At 38.1% G+C, this 17,789-nt stretch carries 17 protein-coding genes; 13 read left to right on the forward strand and 4 right to left on the reverse strand.

Features of this window, described 5'->3' with window-relative positions:
• Window positions 1-109 precede the first annotated feature (109 nt).
• Window positions 110-1,384 carry a glycosyltransferase gene (locus KR50_RS06710; RefSeq protein ID WP_232304252.1) on the reverse strand — a complete coding sequence of 425 codons (1,275 nt, stop codon included), beginning with the start codon at window positions 1,382-1,384 and terminating at the stop codon, window positions 110-112.
• A 283-nt stretch (window positions 1,385-1,667) separates the two neighbouring features.
• Here KR50_RS06710 and KR50_RS06715 point away from each other — a divergent pair, with 283 nt between their 5' ends.
• The 8 genes from KR50_RS06715 to KR50_RS17940 all read left to right on the forward strand — a co-directional run bounded on the left by KR50_RS06715 (window position 1,668) and on the right by KR50_RS17940 (window position 11,556).
• Entirely contained in the window at window positions 1,668-4,052 is a 2,385-nt protein-coding gene (locus KR50_RS06715; RefSeq protein WP_041056491.1) for an EAL domain-containing protein, read from the forward strand.
• Between the two features lie 84 nt (window positions 4,053-4,136).
• Window positions 4,137-4,574 carry a glycerophosphodiester phosphodiesterase family protein gene (locus KR50_RS06720; RefSeq protein ID WP_041056697.1) on the forward strand — a complete coding sequence of 146 codons (438 nt, stop codon included), beginning with the start codon at window positions 4,137-4,139 and terminating at the stop codon, window positions 4,572-4,574.
• A gap of 559 nt (window positions 4,575-5,133) precedes the next feature.
• Window positions 5,134-7,164, forward strand: coding sequence for a hypothetical protein (locus tag KR50_RS06725; protein ID WP_041056493.1), 2,031 nt, complete (start codon window positions 5,134-5,136; stop codon window positions 7,162-7,164).
• A 2-nt stretch (window positions 7,165-7,166) separates the two neighbouring features.
• Window positions 7,167-7,811 (forward strand): putative bacteriocin export ABC transporter, encoded by a 645-nt coding sequence (locus tag KR50_RS06730; RefSeq protein WP_041056496.1) that lies wholly within the window; start codon window positions 7,167-7,169, stop codon window positions 7,809-7,811.
• A 538-nt stretch (window positions 7,812-8,349) separates the two neighbouring features.
• Complete coding sequence (locus KR50_RS06735; protein WP_052476847.1) at window positions 8,350-9,099, forward strand: RQC-minor-1 family DNA-binding protein; 750 nt, start codon at window positions 8,350-8,352, stop codon at window positions 9,097-9,099.
• A 39-nt stretch (window positions 9,100-9,138) separates the two neighbouring features.
• On the forward strand, window positions 9,139-10,221 hold the full coding sequence (locus KR50_RS06740; protein ID WP_041056501.1) for a PQQ-dependent sugar dehydrogenase: 1,083 nt from the start codon (window positions 9,139-9,141) through the stop codon (window positions 10,219-10,221).
• A 239-nt stretch (window positions 10,222-10,460) separates the two neighbouring features.
• Window positions 10,461-11,081, forward strand: a complete 621-nt coding sequence (locus KR50_RS06745) for a YdhK family protein (protein ID WP_041056504.1) — start codon at window positions 10,461-10,463, stop codon at window positions 11,079-11,081.
• Window positions 11,056-11,556 (forward strand): S41 family peptidase, encoded by a 501-nt coding sequence (locus tag KR50_RS17940; protein ID WP_052476848.1) that lies wholly within the window; start codon window positions 11,056-11,058, stop codon window positions 11,554-11,556. Before KR50_RS06745 ends, KR50_RS17940 begins: the two co-directional genes overlap by 26 nt.
• A gap of 24 nt (window positions 11,557-11,580) precedes the next feature.
• On the opposite strand, the gene KR50_RS18900 is transcribed toward KR50_RS17940, so the two are convergent.
• The 3 genes from KR50_RS18900 to KR50_RS06765 form a co-directional block, all read right to left on the reverse strand.
• Window positions 11,581-12,204: a CPBP family intramembrane glutamic endopeptidase gene (locus KR50_RS18900; RefSeq protein WP_052476850.1), complete on the reverse strand. Its 624-nt coding sequence runs from the start codon at window positions 12,202-12,204 to the stop codon at window positions 11,581-11,583.
• 306 nt (window positions 12,205-12,510) lie between these two features.
• On the reverse strand, window positions 12,511-13,299 hold the full coding sequence (locus KR50_RS06760) for a ZinT family metal-binding protein (RefSeq protein WP_052476852.1): 789 nt from the start codon (window positions 13,297-13,299) through the stop codon (window positions 12,511-12,513).
• A 190-nt stretch (window positions 13,300-13,489) separates the two neighbouring features.
• Window positions 13,490-14,905 carry a hypothetical protein gene (locus KR50_RS06765; protein WP_041056507.1) on the reverse strand — a complete coding sequence of 472 codons (1,416 nt, stop codon included), beginning with the start codon at window positions 14,903-14,905 and terminating at the stop codon, window positions 13,490-13,492.
• A 286-nt stretch (window positions 14,906-15,191) separates the two neighbouring features.
• On the opposite strand from KR50_RS06765, the gene KR50_RS06770 reads away from it, so the two are divergent.
• The 5 genes from KR50_RS06770 (at window position 15,192) to KR50_RS06785 (ending at window position 17,788) form a co-directional block, all read left to right on the forward strand.
• Window positions 15,192-15,593 carry a hypothetical protein gene (locus KR50_RS06770; RefSeq protein WP_156969482.1) on the forward strand — a complete coding sequence of 134 codons (402 nt, stop codon included), beginning with the start codon at window positions 15,192-15,194 and terminating at the stop codon, window positions 15,591-15,593.
• 62 nt (window positions 15,594-15,655) lie between these two features.
• Window positions 15,656-16,027, forward strand: coding sequence for a hypothetical protein (locus KR50_RS06775; RefSeq protein WP_041056513.1), 372 nt, complete (start codon window positions 15,656-15,658; stop codon window positions 16,025-16,027).
• 424 nt (window positions 16,028-16,451) lie between these two features.
• Window positions 16,452-16,943, forward strand: coding sequence for an SRPBCC family protein (locus KR50_RS06780; protein WP_041056515.1), 492 nt, complete (start codon window positions 16,452-16,454; stop codon window positions 16,941-16,943).
• A 112-nt stretch (window positions 16,944-17,055) separates the two neighbouring features.
• Window positions 17,056-17,214 (forward strand): hypothetical protein, encoded by a 159-nt coding sequence (locus KR50_RS18460; RefSeq protein WP_156969483.1) that lies wholly within the window; start codon window positions 17,056-17,058, stop codon window positions 17,212-17,214.
• A 235-nt stretch (window positions 17,215-17,449) separates the two neighbouring features.
• Window positions 17,450-17,788: a PadR family transcriptional regulator gene (locus tag KR50_RS06785; RefSeq protein WP_041056517.1), complete on the forward strand. Its 339-nt coding sequence runs from the start codon at window positions 17,450-17,452 to the stop codon at window positions 17,786-17,788.
• The last annotated feature ends 1 nt before the right edge of the window (window position 17,789 follow it).

Raw genomic sequence — 17,789 nt, forward strand, 5'->3', positions numbered from 1 at the left:
ATGCTCCAGCAGAAGATGACGGCAGGTTCATCGTGGTCCATGCAGAAAACGTTCTTTTGAAGCGAAGTGAACCGGTAGGAGAGCGTGAGGCATTGTCCCCGGCTCTCTTTTATTTTTGTTGTGTGTAAATATCCTTAATTAGTTTGCTGTTTAAGGCTGCATCATGATAGGTTTCAGCATATTTTCTGCTTTTCTGTCCGATATCCTTGAGCATATCCTGGTTTTTTAAAATGGTTTCAAGCACGTCTTTTATGGTATCCGGATTGGCTGACAGAATGGGCAGCTCTTTGGGGTAGTGACTTTTCATTTCATCCGTGATCCAGCAGACCACCGGCTTTCCAAGAGCCATCGCCTCTACACTGAATAAACCGTAGCTCCCCACATGAAGCTGATCAATAATGACATCTGCTTTTTTATAGATCTCTTTTGCCTCCTTGTGAGACAGGCCCTTTACAAGCTTAAAAGTAAATGAATAGTCTGCTTTCAGTTTTTCGATTGCCTGGAGTATATAGCTGGTTCCTTTAATAGAGGGAGAGGTTGGTGCGTGAACAACTAAGGGAAGTGGATTCTTTGGCAGGCATGTGTCAGATGGGTAAGCCGTTAAATCAATCATCGAGGGCACGATATGAACGTGTTCATAATAGTCTTTTACATAAGGGTATAATTCATAATCCGGAATCATGCAATGCTTGATGGATTTTGATAATGTTGTAAGCTTTTTACTGATCCTATCTTCATTCTTGTCTTTTACCAGTGCGTATGGATTCGTACGGAGAGCGGCTGAATGCATTCTGACATCACTCCCCCAGTGGTGCATGATCATCGGTTTTTTAGCAGCCGTTAAAATAGCGAGATCTGAATAATCAAATGTAAGGGTCGTACCGAAGTGAAAGTGAAATTGATCATATCGGTTGATAAATTCTACAGCGAGCTTTCGCAGAACTGAATTTAGCGCAGGTGTGCTTCTTTTTTTAAGTAGATTGATCGTGTAGTCAGAGGTGTAGCCAAGATAGTAGGGATAATAATTGATGGATTTGGCATTCACATTGTGAAGGGACAATCCCCTTGAAATGGCATGCATTTGGTTCGCTATTTCAATGGAGCCATGAAGCACATTTAATTTACTTTTATCGGTTTTCACATCCTTGAAAAATTCTGCCAGCAATGATTCATAGACGGGATTGGAAGGGGATTCCACAGCCCCTCTCCAAATCCAAAGCCACGACTGATCTATGTTCCCTTTAACAGAAGAGCGAAGGGCATGAAGTAAATATTTTTCCGTTACTGCATTTCCATTCTGATCCAGTTCAATTATATTTTCGTTTATCTTATTAACATGGTCTATTTTCAGCAGTCCTAGCAATTTTCGAGTCAGATTTTCCATAAGCACCTCCGTTTTTTGTGTTATAAAGGTGTGTATCTATTGGATGCCTCTCCATTGAAGATATTAATTGAAATGAAGATTATGAATACATTGATCAGACTACATGAAACGCATGCTGATGATTTTGAAATTTTCTGTCATCATCCTGGAGTACCTACTAAATAATTGACATATAAACCCGATACTATATAGTAGTATATAATCACCTGTATAGTAAAATATGTTTATTTATATAGGTAAATAAGACTATTTTATAAAATAGTTACATAAGGTGGAAATGGAAATGAATCTAAAACCGAAATATTTTATATATTTTATCGCCCTATATATCCTTTTTTACTATACACTTATTGCCTTTTTTCAAAGTAATCGTGAGGTTTTGACGTTCTTTGGGAGTATTCTTCAAGTGATCGCGCCTTTAGTTGCAGGAGCTATGATCTTTAAGCAGTTTCTCTTGTTAAAGGGTGATCGAATAAGGTTCTATTGGCTGCTGGCTTCTATTGCTGCATTCAGTTACGGTTTTGGAACGTTCATTTTCAGATATAATTTAGTTGTATATGGTCTTACCACCAGTACGATTTATTACGACATACTCTGGTATTTAAGCATCCTTTCTTTTATTTCGGCACTCGTCTTTATCATGTCCTTAACCAAAAACACGGCAAGAACCATTCAGTACGCATTCGATATCTTTATTGTCATGGTGGTGGCAACTTCCATCAGCTGGCATTTTTTAATCGACCCTTTATTCAGCCTCAGCACTGGAGGGGCGGAGGTCTTCACCTTTATCAGTTATCTGGTCGGGATCCTCCTCATGTTATTTGCGATATTAAGCATCTATTATTCTCCGGATACGGTTTTTCCAAAAAAAGTTTTTGCCATTAACATACTGGGATTCACGGTGTTATTACTAGCGAATATCTCTTTTCTTTATATCATGATCAACTATGGATATGCAGCCGATAATTTTAGTGATCCGCTTTGGCCTTTGTCTATGCTGCTTTTTGGGCTGGGAAGTCTGTACAATCAGAAATCTGATCGAAAAGTTGCAGAAGCTGATGAAAAAAGCATGGGGAGATCAGGCGGAAATTCGTTGACGATCAAATTAATTCTGCCCTATTTAAGTGTAGTGATCATCTTCGTATTCATGATTTTTCAAGGAGTACTGGAGTTTAACAGTATTGTGATAGGCTCCATAATCTCAACATTATTAATTATTATCCGGCAAATTTTCACGTTAATTCAAAATCGCGACTTCCTCATTCAATCTCAAAAGCTGAATAAGAAGCTTGAAATCATAGTAGCAGATCGAACAAAAGAGCTGCATGTTAAAAATCAGGAATTAGAAGAATCTATGAGAAAAGTGGAATATATAGCGTATCATGACAGCCTGACTTCACTGCCTAACAGACGGTATTTTGAGGAAGCAGTGGAGAATGCGATGAGAGAGTCACAGTCTACTGAAAATGGACTGGCGATTTTATTTATTGATTTGGATCGATTTAAATTTATTAATGACACATTGGGGCATCACATAGGAGATCTATTATTAAAACATGTTGCCAGATCATTAAAAGAAATCGTTGGAGACCAGCATATCGTTTCTCGTCAGGGCGGGGACGAATTTATGATTCTCTTACACAGCACATCCAAGGAAGAAGCAGGAAAGACAGCAGAAAAGATCGTAAAAGAGTTGGAAAACCCTATCTCGATCAATGGTAACGAACTGTTTATTACATCGAGTATCGGGATTACACTCTACCCTCAGCATGGCAGCAATGCAGATACGTTAATAAAAAGAGCGGACACCTCGATGTACAGCGCTAAGGACCAGGGGAAAAATCGCTATCAATTTTTCAACGCCAGTATGGATGAACAAATCATGCTGAAAACAAATTTGGAAAATGGCCTGAGACGGGCGATCGAACTTGATGAATTAAGTGTGGTTTACCAGCCGAAAATGGAACTCAACTCAAAAAGAATCATAGGAGCAGAGGCCCTTTTAAGGTGGAAGCATAAAAAATATGGTTCTATTTCTCCTTCTACGTTTATTCCACTGGCTGAAGAAACGGGACTGATTGTAAAGCTTGGAGACTGGGTTTTAAACGAAGCCTGTTTACAGCTAAAGAAGTGGCATCTTGAAGGCATGGATGACTTTTCAGTTTCCGTTAATGTCTCGACCATTCAGTTCTTGCAGAAGGATTTTGTGGGAAAAGTGGAGAATTTACTCATACAAGCTGACCTCGAACCAAACTATTTAGAGCTGGAAATAACAGAGAGCACCATGATGGATATTAAATTAGTGGTGGCGAAGCTGGAGAAATTAAGGAAACTGGGAATCAAAATTTCAGTTGATGACTTCGGGTCAGGTTATTCTTCTTTGAGCCATCTTAAAAATCTGCCGATCGATATACTGAAAATTGATAAGACATTCATTGATGAGATTGAGAATAATAAGAGCAATGCGGCCATTGTCTCCACCATTTTAAATTTAGCCCGCAATCTTTCACTGACCGTAATTGCTGAAGGCGTGGAGAATGAAAAACAGTATGAGATATTAAACGAAAAAGGATGCGACCAAATTCAGGGGTACTTCTTGAGTAAACCAATGCCTGCTGCAGAAATGATCACCATGATTGAGGCATCTTCCGAGACGTATACCAGGTAGTGCGATTATAGGTACATGAGCAGAGATCGTAAAATTCGAGGTCAACTAATACTCTCTATGACTATTAAATGAAAGGAGTCATAAATGAAAAAGAGAAATCCGAAAAAAAGGCTTATCCTTTTAGGGGCATTCCTCTTATTTACAGTGGCCGTGTGGTTGAATAATACCAGCCTCTTTTATTCAAAAGATACAGATTTTAAGATTCTTGCTCATAGAGGGCTGGCTCAAACCTTCGATGTATCAAAGGTGGAGTATGATACGAATACAGCTGAAGTCACTTATCCGCCTGAGCACTCTTACCTGGAGAATACCCTTCCTTCCATTAAAGCTGCGTTTGAACATGGAGCGGATAGTGTAGAAGTGGATATTAAGCTAACAAAGGATCGACAATTAGCTGTTTTTCATGATTTCGATTTAGCGTATCGCACAAATGGAAAAGGCGAAGTCAGCGAATATACGATGGAGGAATTGAAGGAACTGGATGTCGGCGATCGGTATACAGCTGATGATGGGGAAAGCTAACTGATCATTCCTTAATCTAGCATCTAATAAGGGATTGCCTCTTTAAGGAGGATTGACTCGTTTTGGTTTGTAAAAATCAACCTAAGAAGATTGACTGCTCAGGTGTCAGCATTACTTAAGTCATGCTGAAAAAGCATAATAAAAAGCTCTGACCATCCTTTTTGATGAGCAGAGCTTTTTTTTTTTTGCGTTTCGACAATTGTCTGTCCCAGCTTTTACTTTTTTACATATTATGACTGTCCGCCTGTATATTAATCTATGTATGAATAAAGGCTAACAATTCCGTGAAAGAAGTTATATTCTTACTAATCGTTATTGAAATATAAAATTGTAATAGAAGAGATACATGTTTCAAATTACAGAAATATTTCAACTTTTACAATTAATTTAAAAAATATCCTTTAATTCCATTTTATAATTGATATAGTAAAAATAGGAAAAGGACAAAGTAGGGTGGATAAAATGAAAAAGATGAATACTATGATTACTACAAAAGATAATCTTTAAAAACTATCGCCCTTTTCCTTTATTTTTAGGTTATCGATTTTTAGGAGGAACTATGAAAAAACTGTTGTTTATATTTTTAATAGGACAATTAATCCTGTTGTCATATATTTTTAGTAAATCTGTTTACGATATTTATGAATTGAACAATTTAGGAGATACCTCCTTGGATGGTTACATAGTAGAAGGCTTTTCAGGAAACGAAATGAACGAATTATACAATAAATTCAATGCTCAATGTCTTTCAAACGAAGCATGTCGGTTGCAGCTAATTAAGACACCTGTTTCCGAAAATAATAATTTTATTTATGAGATTTATCACAGTCAAATTGAGAAATTAAGTAAGCCAGAGTCCATTTCTGCTGATACGTCCTTTTCTTATCATCAATTGACAAAAGAAGAGTTTGTAGACAGTAACGGTGTATTCTACACTGATTTACCTTTTGAAACCTTAAATGGTTTTGCGGTAGCAATGGAAAATTCAATAGAGCGTTATAGCAATAATATTGCTTATGATCAAATTATTAAAAACAATACTTTAAATTTTGTGGTTCTGTTAGTCCTTACACAGCTGGTGCTATTCATTTATACTTTCACACGAATTAAAGTAAATGCAATCAAAAAAATGCTTGGTTATTCGAACCTCGACATGATAAAAGCTTCTTTAAAAGATTTCTTTAAAATGGAAGTATTTGTAATTTCAGTTACGGTAGTTCTTCACCTTGCTTATTATTTGACTTTAGGAAATTTTATCTCTCGTTACTTTTTGTTGTTGATTGTATTTTTAATTTCAGTCGTTTTACTAAATACGATTTTGTTACTTGTCACTCAATTTAGCCTACGATTCATAGATATCAATCTAATGGTTAAAAACAAAGTCTATTCAAATCGATCAAACATGGCTTTATACGTTGTTAAAATACTGTTAATTTTGGCAATTACGCTATCTGTTTCCTCTTTTATCAAAACTTATCGAGAGTATCAAGAGATATCTAGTGATTTGGAACAGTACTCACAATTAGAAGGTTATTTTACTTCCAATGGCTATAATTACGATGAGGATTCAATGGCTCGCGGAAACCCAGACCTACTTACCACTTACGGGGAATCCATTGAAGAAATGTATAATTTCTTTGATAAAAAAGAGCAACTTTACGTTAATGACGCTTACGTTCTAGAACTTTTATCACCTACCTATTTAGAAATAAATGGGTTAACAGAAGAGGATATATATAATTCTCTTCAAGAGAATTATATCGTTGCTAATGAGCGATATATTCAAGAATTCATGAACATGAAAAATGCAACGGGGGAGGAACTGAAAAATCTTCAATCGGAAGAGCCCACTATTTTAGTTCCAATAAAATATAAAGATCAAGAACCAACTGTGAAAGAATTCTACATTGAACAGTATAATAATCTATTGGGCTACAATGGATTTTTCGGATTACAGGAAACCGAAAAAGAGGAAATTTCAAATATAGAGGTTGTTTATATAGAGGATGACCAGGAATATGAGCTTTTGGGCCAAACAGTACCCGGAAAATCTGGTATTACTACTTTAAAAAATTCTATTATATTGGTTGATGGAGGAAATTTCGATAATCTTTATTACTATGATTTGTTGAATCGCGGGGATATTTATTTCAAATTAAAAGAACGTAGCGAATTTAATCAAGCACTTGTCCAATATGAGTTAAGTAGTCTTGTGAATGCTGGTACGCTATTAACACCTTACATGGATAGATTACACTTCACAGAATTCATATTAAATAATCTGCTAGTTTTTACTGTATTATTTCTCTTTACTCTATTATTTGTTATGTATATATCAAATTATGTAGACGTTGTTTCCAACAGTAAAAGATATGCGATTCAGTACATGCATGGATTTAACACTTATAAAATGTTTAAATCTCAACTTATTGTTTGGCTGATCCTGTTGACTGCTATTTTCTTAAAGCTATTTATAGAATTTAATGTGCTAGTTTATCTGTCCATGCTCGTTCTTGATTTGCTTATTTTATTGTACTTGTATAAAAAAGTGGTCAAAACAAACATTCATGAAGTTATTAAGGGGGCATAATTATGGCAGTGATAGAACTTACTAATATTACTAAATCTTATGGGAAAGAAGAAGTTCTTTCAGATATAAATTTATCTATTGAACGCGGTGAAATGGTTGCCATTATTGGTAAAAGTGGTAAGGGCAAAACAACCTTATTAAATATAATGGGCTTAATCACTCCACAAAATAAAGGCGAGCTATCTGTGTGGGGTCAAAAAAACCCTTCACTTAATTCGAAAACAACAATGATGTTGAGAAGAGAAAAAATTGGGTATTTGTTTCAAAATTTTGGACTTGTAGAAGATGAAACTGTGGAATGGAACTTAAATTTAGCTCTAGAATATAAAAAGTTAAATAAAAAAAGTAAAGCCGAAAAAATTAGTCTACTTCTAGAAGAATTTAATCTCCCTCATTTAGCAAATAAAAAGATCTATCAGTTGAGTGGCGGCGAACAGCAGCGTATTGCCATTATTAGGTTGATTTTACAAGGAAGCAGCTTAATTCTTGCAGACGAACCGACAGCCAGTTTAGATGCTGAAAACGAAGGGATTATCATGAAATATCTAAAACAATTGAATGAACAAGGCAAAACAATTGTTGTCGTAACACACAATCGAGATATTCTTTCGTATTTTTCTCGAATTATTGATTTAAGTAAATTTTAAAAAACAGTATCTGCTTTTTTTTACAGGTTGTAAAAGTTCGATCTACAAGAAATAATCGATTCTTAGTACACAAAAGCAAAAAGAAGTTTTTGGATTAATACTGATAAAAAAATTGGCTACCTTATCTCTTTTTTAAAAATAGAGTTAAGGTAGTCGATTTTTTTACAGCAGATTAACGTTTAGCGATTGGTTTAGATAACATATTATTTAAGATACTTGTAGCATTTCTTCTTCAACTAAAGTTAGATTTGTCAGTTTCTTTCTTAATTATTTGTTACTGGAGTAGTCTTTTAAATAAGTAGCAAACTAGTGAAGAAATAATAACAAATGATTTTATATAATCCTAACAAAACTGTTATACTGCAATTCGTCCTTTATATAAGTCCCTACTTTTTCGATTTTAATACAATGGCGGATGGAACTTAACTGCACTGGTCAAGCATCAGAAAGGAAAGAATATATTTTCTCGTGCACCTATTGATGTTATCTTTTAAGTAACATTGCAATAAATGATACGGATTCAGAGGAGGGACAACCATTGAATACTGCAGCAAATCAATTAACTGCTGAAGAGATTAAAGCCATATTGAGAGCGGCGGATGCGATCATTTATCACGGGGGAAGAACTCTTCTTGCAAAAATTTTAAAGGGTTCAAAAGAGAAAAAAGTGATGGAACTGAAGCTCGATCAGTGTCCTGTGTACGGATTCTATAAGACTTGGAAACTCGACGATATTTTGCTTAAAATCGATTGGATGATTGATCATGAGTTTCTTGAAATCAGGTACGATAGAAAGCTTCCCTTAATTGTTTTTTCGCGTAAAGGATGGCAGATTCAGATGGATCAATACACAGACGAGCTGCTGGATGAATGGCGGAAATGGGTCAGGGTCGGGCATCAAAATCCCGATATGAGTTATTTAAAAGACCGAAACAGGGAAATGATTTTACTGCTAATTGAAAAGATAAAAGAGTCTCGAGAGAAAGCCTTCATTCCTTATTTAGAAGTATGGGGAAAAATTGACTATAACAAAATAAAGCAGGAAATTCGCATAGCGATTGAAGCTATAAATCGAAACGAACCGATCGATCACTTAGCTGTTAAGGCAAGAGAGGAAGCTATTAATGAAGCGCTCGAGGTGGAAGAACCAGTTGATCTTATGATTAAGTGCAGGGGATGCCTGAAGCGGTTTACTTTTTCAGTGGGAGAGCAGCAGTTCTTTAAGCAGAAAGGATTGTCGTTTCCGAATAGGTGCAGGAAGTGCCGAAAGAATCCGATATGGAGGTAAACGGTTCTATTATTAAAAACGAAGAGAGGGGAGATTGAATTGAAAAAGATACTATTCGCCTCACTTGTCTCTATGGTTTTCATAGCAGGATGTTCTGACACTGAACCACAGGATTCTTCGAACGGAATGGACGATTCACAATCGAATGAAGCATCGGCCGATTTGGAAGTGGTCGCTGAAAACTTGGAGACTCCATGGTCCATTGATAAGCTGGATGATGTCTTTTACGTAACGGAAAGAGAAGGAAGCATCGTGAAAATAGAAGAAGGGCAGACAGAACGGCAGCGTGTAGAGCTGGAAGAAGAGGTATCAACCGCCTCGGAAGCAGGGCTACTGGGGTTTGTTCTATCGCCTGATTTTGCTGAATCGAATCTCGCATATGCCTATTATACGTATGAAAATGGAGCTGAGCAGTTTAACCGAATTGTACTGCTGCAGTTAAACGGGAATGAATGGAAGGAAGAAGATGTTCTTTTGGATGAGATTCCGAGCGGCACATACCATCACGGAGGGAGACTTAAAATCGGAGAAGATGACAAGCTGTACGCAACAACAGGAGATGCTTCTGTTAGTGAGATCGCACAGGATGTCGATTCACTTGGCGGAAAAATTTTAAGATTAAACCTTGACGGATCGATTCCCGAGGACAATCCAATCTCTGATTCCTTTGTTTTCAGCTATGGTCACCGAAATCCTCAGGGTATTGCCTGGTCAGAAGATGGAACGATGTATGCAAGTGAGCATGGAAATAATGCAAATGATGAAATCAACCAAATCGAACCTGGTCAGAATTATGGCTGGCCTGTGATCGAAGGGGAGGAAGAGCAGGATGAAATGGTGTTTCCGCTTTTTACTTCCGGAGATGAATCCACCTGGGCGCCATCTGGAGTCGCTTATTACGAAGGGAAACTATACGTTTCCGCTTTAAGAGGAACTGCTGTGCTTGAATTTGACCTTGAAACAAATGAACAAAGGGAGTTCATATCGGGTCTGGGAAGAATTCGGGATGTGTTCATTGAAGGGGAATTCCTTTATTTTATCAGTAATAACACTGATGGCAGAGGGAATCCCCAAGATCAGGATGACAAGCTTTATAAAATTCCTCTCTCTCCATCTAATTGAAAACGATTCTAATAGGCTGGGGCAGTCTTATTATTAAGTAGGTGTGATCATCATATATATTATGGTTTTAATAAACCTAAAAGAAAAGGAGATCTTGGTTCTACGTTAAGATTATTACCTAGGAAATAGTGCTGTGCGACGACCTAGTTTGAGAGAAGCCTTCCAATGTGTAAAAATCAGATTTATTTTCACTCATTTAGGGTAAACTAAAAGTAACCAGATTTATGGAAGGTGATCAAATGAAACGGAATTATAAATTTTTAACGGCTTCTGTTGCACTTAGCACAGTCCTGGTTGCAGGCGGCTGCAGTGATCCTGAAGAGAATTCAGGAGATGAGGCATCAGAAGGCGGAGATGAAATTGTTGAAACGGGTGAGGATGGTACAGCCAATCCGCAGCCGAACGATAGTTTTGGCGGCATTGAACTCTCTGGAGACGGAGAAATTCCGGAAGGACTTGAGACCGCTGAGGACCCTGCATTTGAAGAAGGAGATACTGTAACAATCAATGCTTCTCATATTGCAGGGATGGAAGGTGCGGAAGGAACGATTGTGAGTGCGTTTGATACAAATGCGTACAGTGTGTCGTATGACCGTTCTGACAGCAGTGAAAGAGTAGAGAATTATCAATGGGTGATCGACGAAGAAATTCGCGGCGGATCACAAGAAGATCCTTATGCTGAAGGAGAAGAAGTGGAAATCAGCACCGAGCGTATAGAGGGCATGTATGAGGCAACTGCTGTAATCGAAGCGGTAGAAGAGGATGCCACTGTTTATATGGTGGACTTTTCCCTGACCGAAAGCGAAGATACGGCTCTTAACTATAAGTGGCTGATTGAAAAAGAATTATCAGCTAATTAAACTGAGAATCGGCAGTCAACATATGACTGCCGGTTTTTTCGTAGAATTTAATTTTCAGGAACTCCTTCAGGAAACCTTTATTAAAGGAACATTACTGCCCAAGTCCATTGTTGTTCTGACAGATAATAGCTGTGGCAGTTCAGGTGAATCTTTCGTGGAAACCTGTAAGAAATCAACTAAGGTAAAGGTGATGGGAAGAGCTACGATGGGGTTAAACGATTATGCGAACCTGGCCAGTAAGAGCTGGGATGAAGGGTTTGTATTGATGTACCCAACATCTCGTCTCTCCAGGATTGATGAGAATAAAGGGATGACGGGAATAGGGGTAGAGCCTCATGAGTATATTGCATGGACACCTGAACATTTAAAAACGGATGTTGACCTGAATATGGCGCTAAGCTACCTCGAGAAAAAGGATTCTATCTGTTTTTCATTATCCTTTTCCGTTATGAATAAAAACTGCACTAATAGATAAGGCAGTGTCCAGGAAGTAGTAATGTTAAGCAAATAAACTCATCATAAATAAATTCCAAAGGGAATGTGAAAGCAATGAGGGGATTAATGAGTTTGTCTTGTACGCTGTTATAGAGAACAGTACACCTGCAACAAGTGTGATGATCAAGAACTGTGGGTGAAACAACGCAAACAAAATGGAAGTTATGCAAATTGCCAGAAATGGCTTAGTGTATTTTATCAGAAAGAACAATAAAACACCTCGAAAGAAGAGTTCTTCCCATATAGGAGTAAGAATGCCTGATCTTAAGTAGTCGCTCCACCCTGCTGTCGGCCATTGTCTATATTTATAATTTAAAATAAATGTTTCGTCTAATAAAATTTCATAATGGACACATATAAGTAGAAGTAAATAAGGTATTACTAATGAAATGATTATATATAGATAGGCTGACGGTTTGTAGATGAATTTCACGTTCAGCAAGGGATTTATGATTTCTCTTACATCTCTAAAGCCGAGTGTTAAACATATAAATGCAAGTAACCATATCGCACCTCTATACTCATTAAAATTTGGACTAAATTGAAATAAGCTGTTAATAAGATAACCTGTAGTTATAAGCAGCCCTATATAAATAAATAGTGTAAGTTTTATTTTCGTAACCCCCATACATCATTAACTTAACATCAATTCACTAATATGGTAAATTATTATATTTGAATTTTACCACAGGCAGTATACTAGTAGAATAAAAATGTTGCAGTATCTATTAATAGTATGAGGTGAACGGAGCGGAAGGCGGCGACTCCAGCAGGAGATGACGGCAAGCTGAGACTTTAACAGGGCCTTGCCCTGAAAGGCTCAGCGCCGTCCCTGCGGAAAGCGTCCGTCTGAAGCGCAGTGAGCCGGTCAAAAAGCCTGAGACACTTTTTTGTCTCAGGCTCATTCATAGCATCCATTTGGTCAGAGGTTTGATTAATGCATCATCATTTCTTCAGCAATTTCCTCACCGCTTAGATCTGAGTTGTAATAGGTCGGCCAGTTGGTAACTTCATCAAGCAGCGATTCGCGGTCATCTCCCCAATATAGGTGATAGTGGTCAGCATCGTTTGGAGCGATGCCGTGGTCGCTGAACTGAATATAAGCAGGCATGGTTCCTTTCTGTTCTTCATCCAGTTTGAAAATGTATCGTACACCGCGGTTGCCTTTTTCGTACTCAAGTACCTCATACCCGTCATACGTATAGCTTCCAGAAGATTCCTCGCCGTTTTCAAAGAAGGTAAACGTATCTTCTTCGATCACAATGCGATTCACGTCCGTTTCATATCCTACAGTATAGTATTCCTTGTATTCTTCAGCCGTCATGTCACCCTCTTCTGCTTTATGAGCAAACACTTCATCTAACGTTCCATCTTCTAAATATGGATAAACAGATTGCCAGTCGCCTTCCCAGTCAGATAGCTCACGGTCTTGAATTTGGTCATCTTCGAAATAGCCGTCATAGATTTTTTGGGCCTCTTCGTCTACTTCATGATCATGATCGTGGCCGTGATTATGCTCCTCGTCATGGTCGTGGTCATGATCATGGTCGTGTTCCTCATCATGGTCATGATCGTGCTCTTCCTCGTGGTTGTGTTCCTGTTCCTCGACCTCTTCTGAAGCAGAGCCGTTTTCCTCTTCATTCGTAGCCGTATTCTCTTCTCCACAAGCTGCCAGCGTTAAGGCAGTCATAAAAATAAATGATGTCATCCATTTTTTACTCATATGTATCTCCTCCTCTTAATTTACTTTACAAACTATATCGTAATCATTCTTATTTGTAAATAGTAATCATTCCTTTTTACGTATTTTATAGAAAGGATCATTTTAAAAGCAGAACATAATTCAGGTGGAAATAGTAAATGCAGAAATGCAAATAAGAGCCTGCGACCCATTATGCCGCAAGCTCTTTCTTCTATAAAAACAGCAGCACAAACCCCTGCATATAAATCTGTGTCATCACATAAAACGCAATCGCGTACTTGTAGTTAAACATCAGACTGTTCTTTACAATGCTCAGACGATTTACTGCGCTCAACACGATCGTCGGCAAAATAAGCGGGGAGAGCATAATGGAAATCACGCTTCCTGAGGTGATGCCAAGAACTATAAGTTCAGGTGGGTAAGGTACTTCAACACCCTGTAAAATCCCTGATACCAAAACGATCACCGTTAGAGGACCGAGCCCGATAAACCCTAAGATGATTACAACAAAAGGCAATATCCACAGGAAGTTTACGAAGGGAATTGCCTCGGTGACATAAAACAGCCCATCCACGATATAGTCTCCATAGCCAGATTGATTCACCGCATCAATTAAAAATCCAGCCGCTAATAAAATGGAAAATTGCTGTGCTTTATTTGGAATCCCCGTTTTCATATAATGCTTTCCATTTGCTAGTATCCGGCTGCTTTTTCTATTAATAAAAAAGTAGAGATTGACCCAGGCAACGATTACGATTGGAATGATAAGCAGCAGACTAACATCCCAGACAGCGTTTAAAAGAAAGATGGACCCAAAGAGTGTAACAAAAAGTAAGACAAATTCGGTCACATTTCGATTTCCCTGCGTCTCCTGCTTCTGATCTTGTGTAATTTTCGCCAGCTGTTCCTGAATGCCTTCTGTCAAATCGACTCCATAATGCCGTTCCTGGAAGTAGGAAAAAAGTACAGCAAGCAGCACCCCTGCAAAGGAGAGGAAAAACCCTTGCAGAATCGATAATCCTAATGAAGCCCCAAGTGCATCAACAGCAAAAATAAAGCTTGGAATACTCACGACCCACATGGTGGTTAAGGCAAAGGCGCGAAGTAAAGCCGTTCCTTTATAGTTTTCCCACGCTTCTCCCTTTTGGTTGCTTAAAAACCCGTTCACCATCCCGTAAACCATTGGAATGGCTCCAAATAATAAAAAGTAAGAGATGATTTGCGTAATTATTAACATGCCAAAATAAAATTTGCGGCTTGTGTTCAAAAGTCTTTGTGCGAAATGAATGACAGATTCAATATAAGGTTTTTCTTCCAGCACCCAGCTGATAACCGGAACGATCAACAGCAGAGCTATCAGTCCGCTCATCACTGTAAATCCGGATTCCCACGATTCAAAGACCGAAGTACCAGCCGAAAGATGGATGAGCAGGGCAATCGCAAGGAGTAAAATGGAGATGGAAGCCTGCTTAATCGGCAGAAAAAAATACCCGGCGATAAAAGCGGCCAGACCAAAAAAAGACAGCGAAGTCACTAGTGCTTCACCTTGTATAAAAGAAACGATAAAATGCATGACAACGTACAAACTGATTAATAGGGTATATCCCCGTTTTGCGAATGGTTTCATTCTGGATACTCCCGTCTGTAAAATATAATTCTTAAATCATGGTATCACAGGAGGGAGAGGGATACTTATCTCATGCTTCTAATCTGAATTAAAGAGGCATTATTATTTAGAACAGCTTTTTCAACTTAGTTTTACCTTATTTTAATTTAATTTCCTTTTATTTCTAATCATTTTCTGGTACCTTTGATTTAGGAAAAACACTATCAATGAGTCAAAGATTTTCTTTTCTCAACACGTATTTCAAAAGGAGAATTGAGACATTTATAGAATAATAAATAAGAAGAAAATGGGCAGGGGGCAAAGTATTGAAAAGAATGTGATTTGTGATGATACTGGCAGTATTGTTTTAACTGCGTGTCAAGAGACTTCTGAAACGTCGAGCTTGAGTTTCAGTGAAATTGAGGTGGTACCTGAAGAAGTTCAAGAGGCCATGAATGGTGAAGAGACGGTTCAGCTCATTACACAAGAGGAGTATACGTATTATCTTGTTTTTAGATCAGTAAAAGACGTAACAGCCAATGTTGAAACGCAAGACGATACGCTCATCATAAAATTAGATGAGGAGAATTCGCAAGGAAAGCTATTGAAAGCCAACGTCTACAGATTAACAGTAGATCCTGAAAACGAGATAATAGATATTCAAGTGAATGGAGAGTCTGTCCCGATTGATAGTATTGCAGGTATATAGAGAGTGAATTATAGCTGACCGTGTTGACTTTATATAGCTGTGAGCTCAAAAGGAGGATTTGAATGGTAAAGAAACCGGTGAAGATGGCAGCCGTTTTTTCTGTTATCTCTCTTTGTCTGGCCGGGTGTGCGGATCTTTATCAACCGTCACCCACTCATGTCTCTATTGATTGGGTGGATTTGGTCAATTGGGAAGGAACAGAATATGCTTACGATGAAGAACTGTCAAAAAAGTGTTATAAAAGCTCGCTGGATCAAGAATTGGGGGAGATACGGTTTACAGTGGAAGGCAGTGAAGAGGAAACGAATCCTGAGTATAGAGTAAAAGAAGGAGAAGCTACCTATGCTCCTATAGGGAGTAAAGTATTTTCGATTGAGGGGGAACCTGTAGCCGATGTAATTTGTGTAAATGGAAAAGGGTATGAAAGATGGTAGAGGTCAAATTTAAGCGTAAGGAATAGTGGTGCTCATTTTCAACTAATTTTAAAAAGGAGCTATCATCCAATGATGGAATGCAGTATCTAAACTACTATGAACTGAGCCCAGCATAGTAAATTTAAATTGTCTCAAGCGCAAACTTTTTTTACTGTGGAATCAAAATAAACAAAATATTATACTACCAACTATCTGAATATTTTGATATATTTTAAGTTGTAGTGTCCTGATTCTTTTTTGAGATGAGGCTCATTGCTGTATTGCCCGCTAAGTCTAGTTACGCTTTCTGCAAGATCTGACTGATTGGTTCAATTTTGATGAAGACGCAGTCACCTAGAGGTTTACTGTTTTAATTTAAGGCTTTTGAATCGGGATGTTATCATTCATTCATTTGTGCTTGGATTACAAAATAGGAGGCTGTTGCATGAAAACGATGACAGATGGTAATAAGTTAATCACTGAACGCACGTTTGCTGTTTCACAGGACAGACTGTTTCAGGCATTTACAAATTCAGCTGAGCTGGAAGCCTGGTGGGGTCCTGAAGGCTGGCAGACAGAAAACAAGCGATTTGAGTTTGAGCCAGGCGGAATCTGGCATTACTGCATGAAATGTGAGGATGAAAGCCAGGGCGATTTCTATGGCATGGAATCATGGGGGATTGGAAAATTTAAAGAAATCCAGTCACCTGAAAGATTTACCTATGAGGACATGTTTTCGGATCAGCAAGGCAACGTAAACGCGGAAATGCCTTCAATGCATATTGAAGTTGAGTTCAAACCCACTGATGGCGGGACGATGGTTGTGACGACTACAACATTTGATTCAGCTGAGACATTGGAAAAAATGAGTGAGATGGGCATGGTCGAAGGATATAATTCGCAGATGACGAAACTAAATAACTACTTAGCTGAATAGAAGCTTGCGGGGCAGCCGGGAAAATATTCTTTCGTGTACTTACTGCACGGGATTTCTCAGGCTGCCTTTTATTTATGAAAGATGGTAAAAGAATTTGAATAGGGGACGCTGAATGAAACATATACTTTGGGCAATCTTAGGGGTTTGTATAGCATGGGGAGCCATTAGCTACTTCACAGGCGACTGGGACATGTGGGGATTAACCTGTTTAATTACGGGGATCGGAATAGGCTATGGGATTCGGAAATACAGTGCAGAAAAACAGAGCTGAGTTTTCAAGAGGAGGAGATTGATTATTTATATATCCGACTCACACAACAGTAAAATACATCTAGATCAGCGCAATTCTTCACTTGAGAATTGCGTTGATTTTTTAGTTATGCAGTTTTTTGATTCTTGACAGCACCACTACCTCGTTATACTATATACTAGTAGTAAGTTATACTAAATACCAAAAAAATATTTTCTAAACAGAATTAAAAGCACATAGAAAAAAGGAGGGTGAAATGGATAATTTCAGAGAAATGCTGAAAGGGGTGCTTGAGGGGTGTGTCCTTGAGATCATCAGCCGCGGCGAAACCTATGGCTATGAAATTACACAGCAGCTGCGAGAACTTGGCTTCACTGATGTAGTGGAAGGAACAGTTTACACCATCACTATGAGGCTTGAAAAAAACAATCTGGTGGACATTGAGAAAAAGCCATCCACTATGGGTCCCCCAAGAAAATTTTACACACTCAATGCAGCAGGACAGGAGCATCTTGAAACGTTTTGGAGAAAATGGGAATTCGTCTCGAGCAAAATCAACGAAGTCAAAGCAAAAAAAATACAAAAGGATGTGTAAT

The organism is Jeotgalibacillus campisalis (genome assembly GCF_000829515.1).
Lineage (GTDB): Bacteria > Bacillota > Bacilli > Bacillales > Jeotgalibacillaceae > Jeotgalibacillus > Jeotgalibacillus campisalis.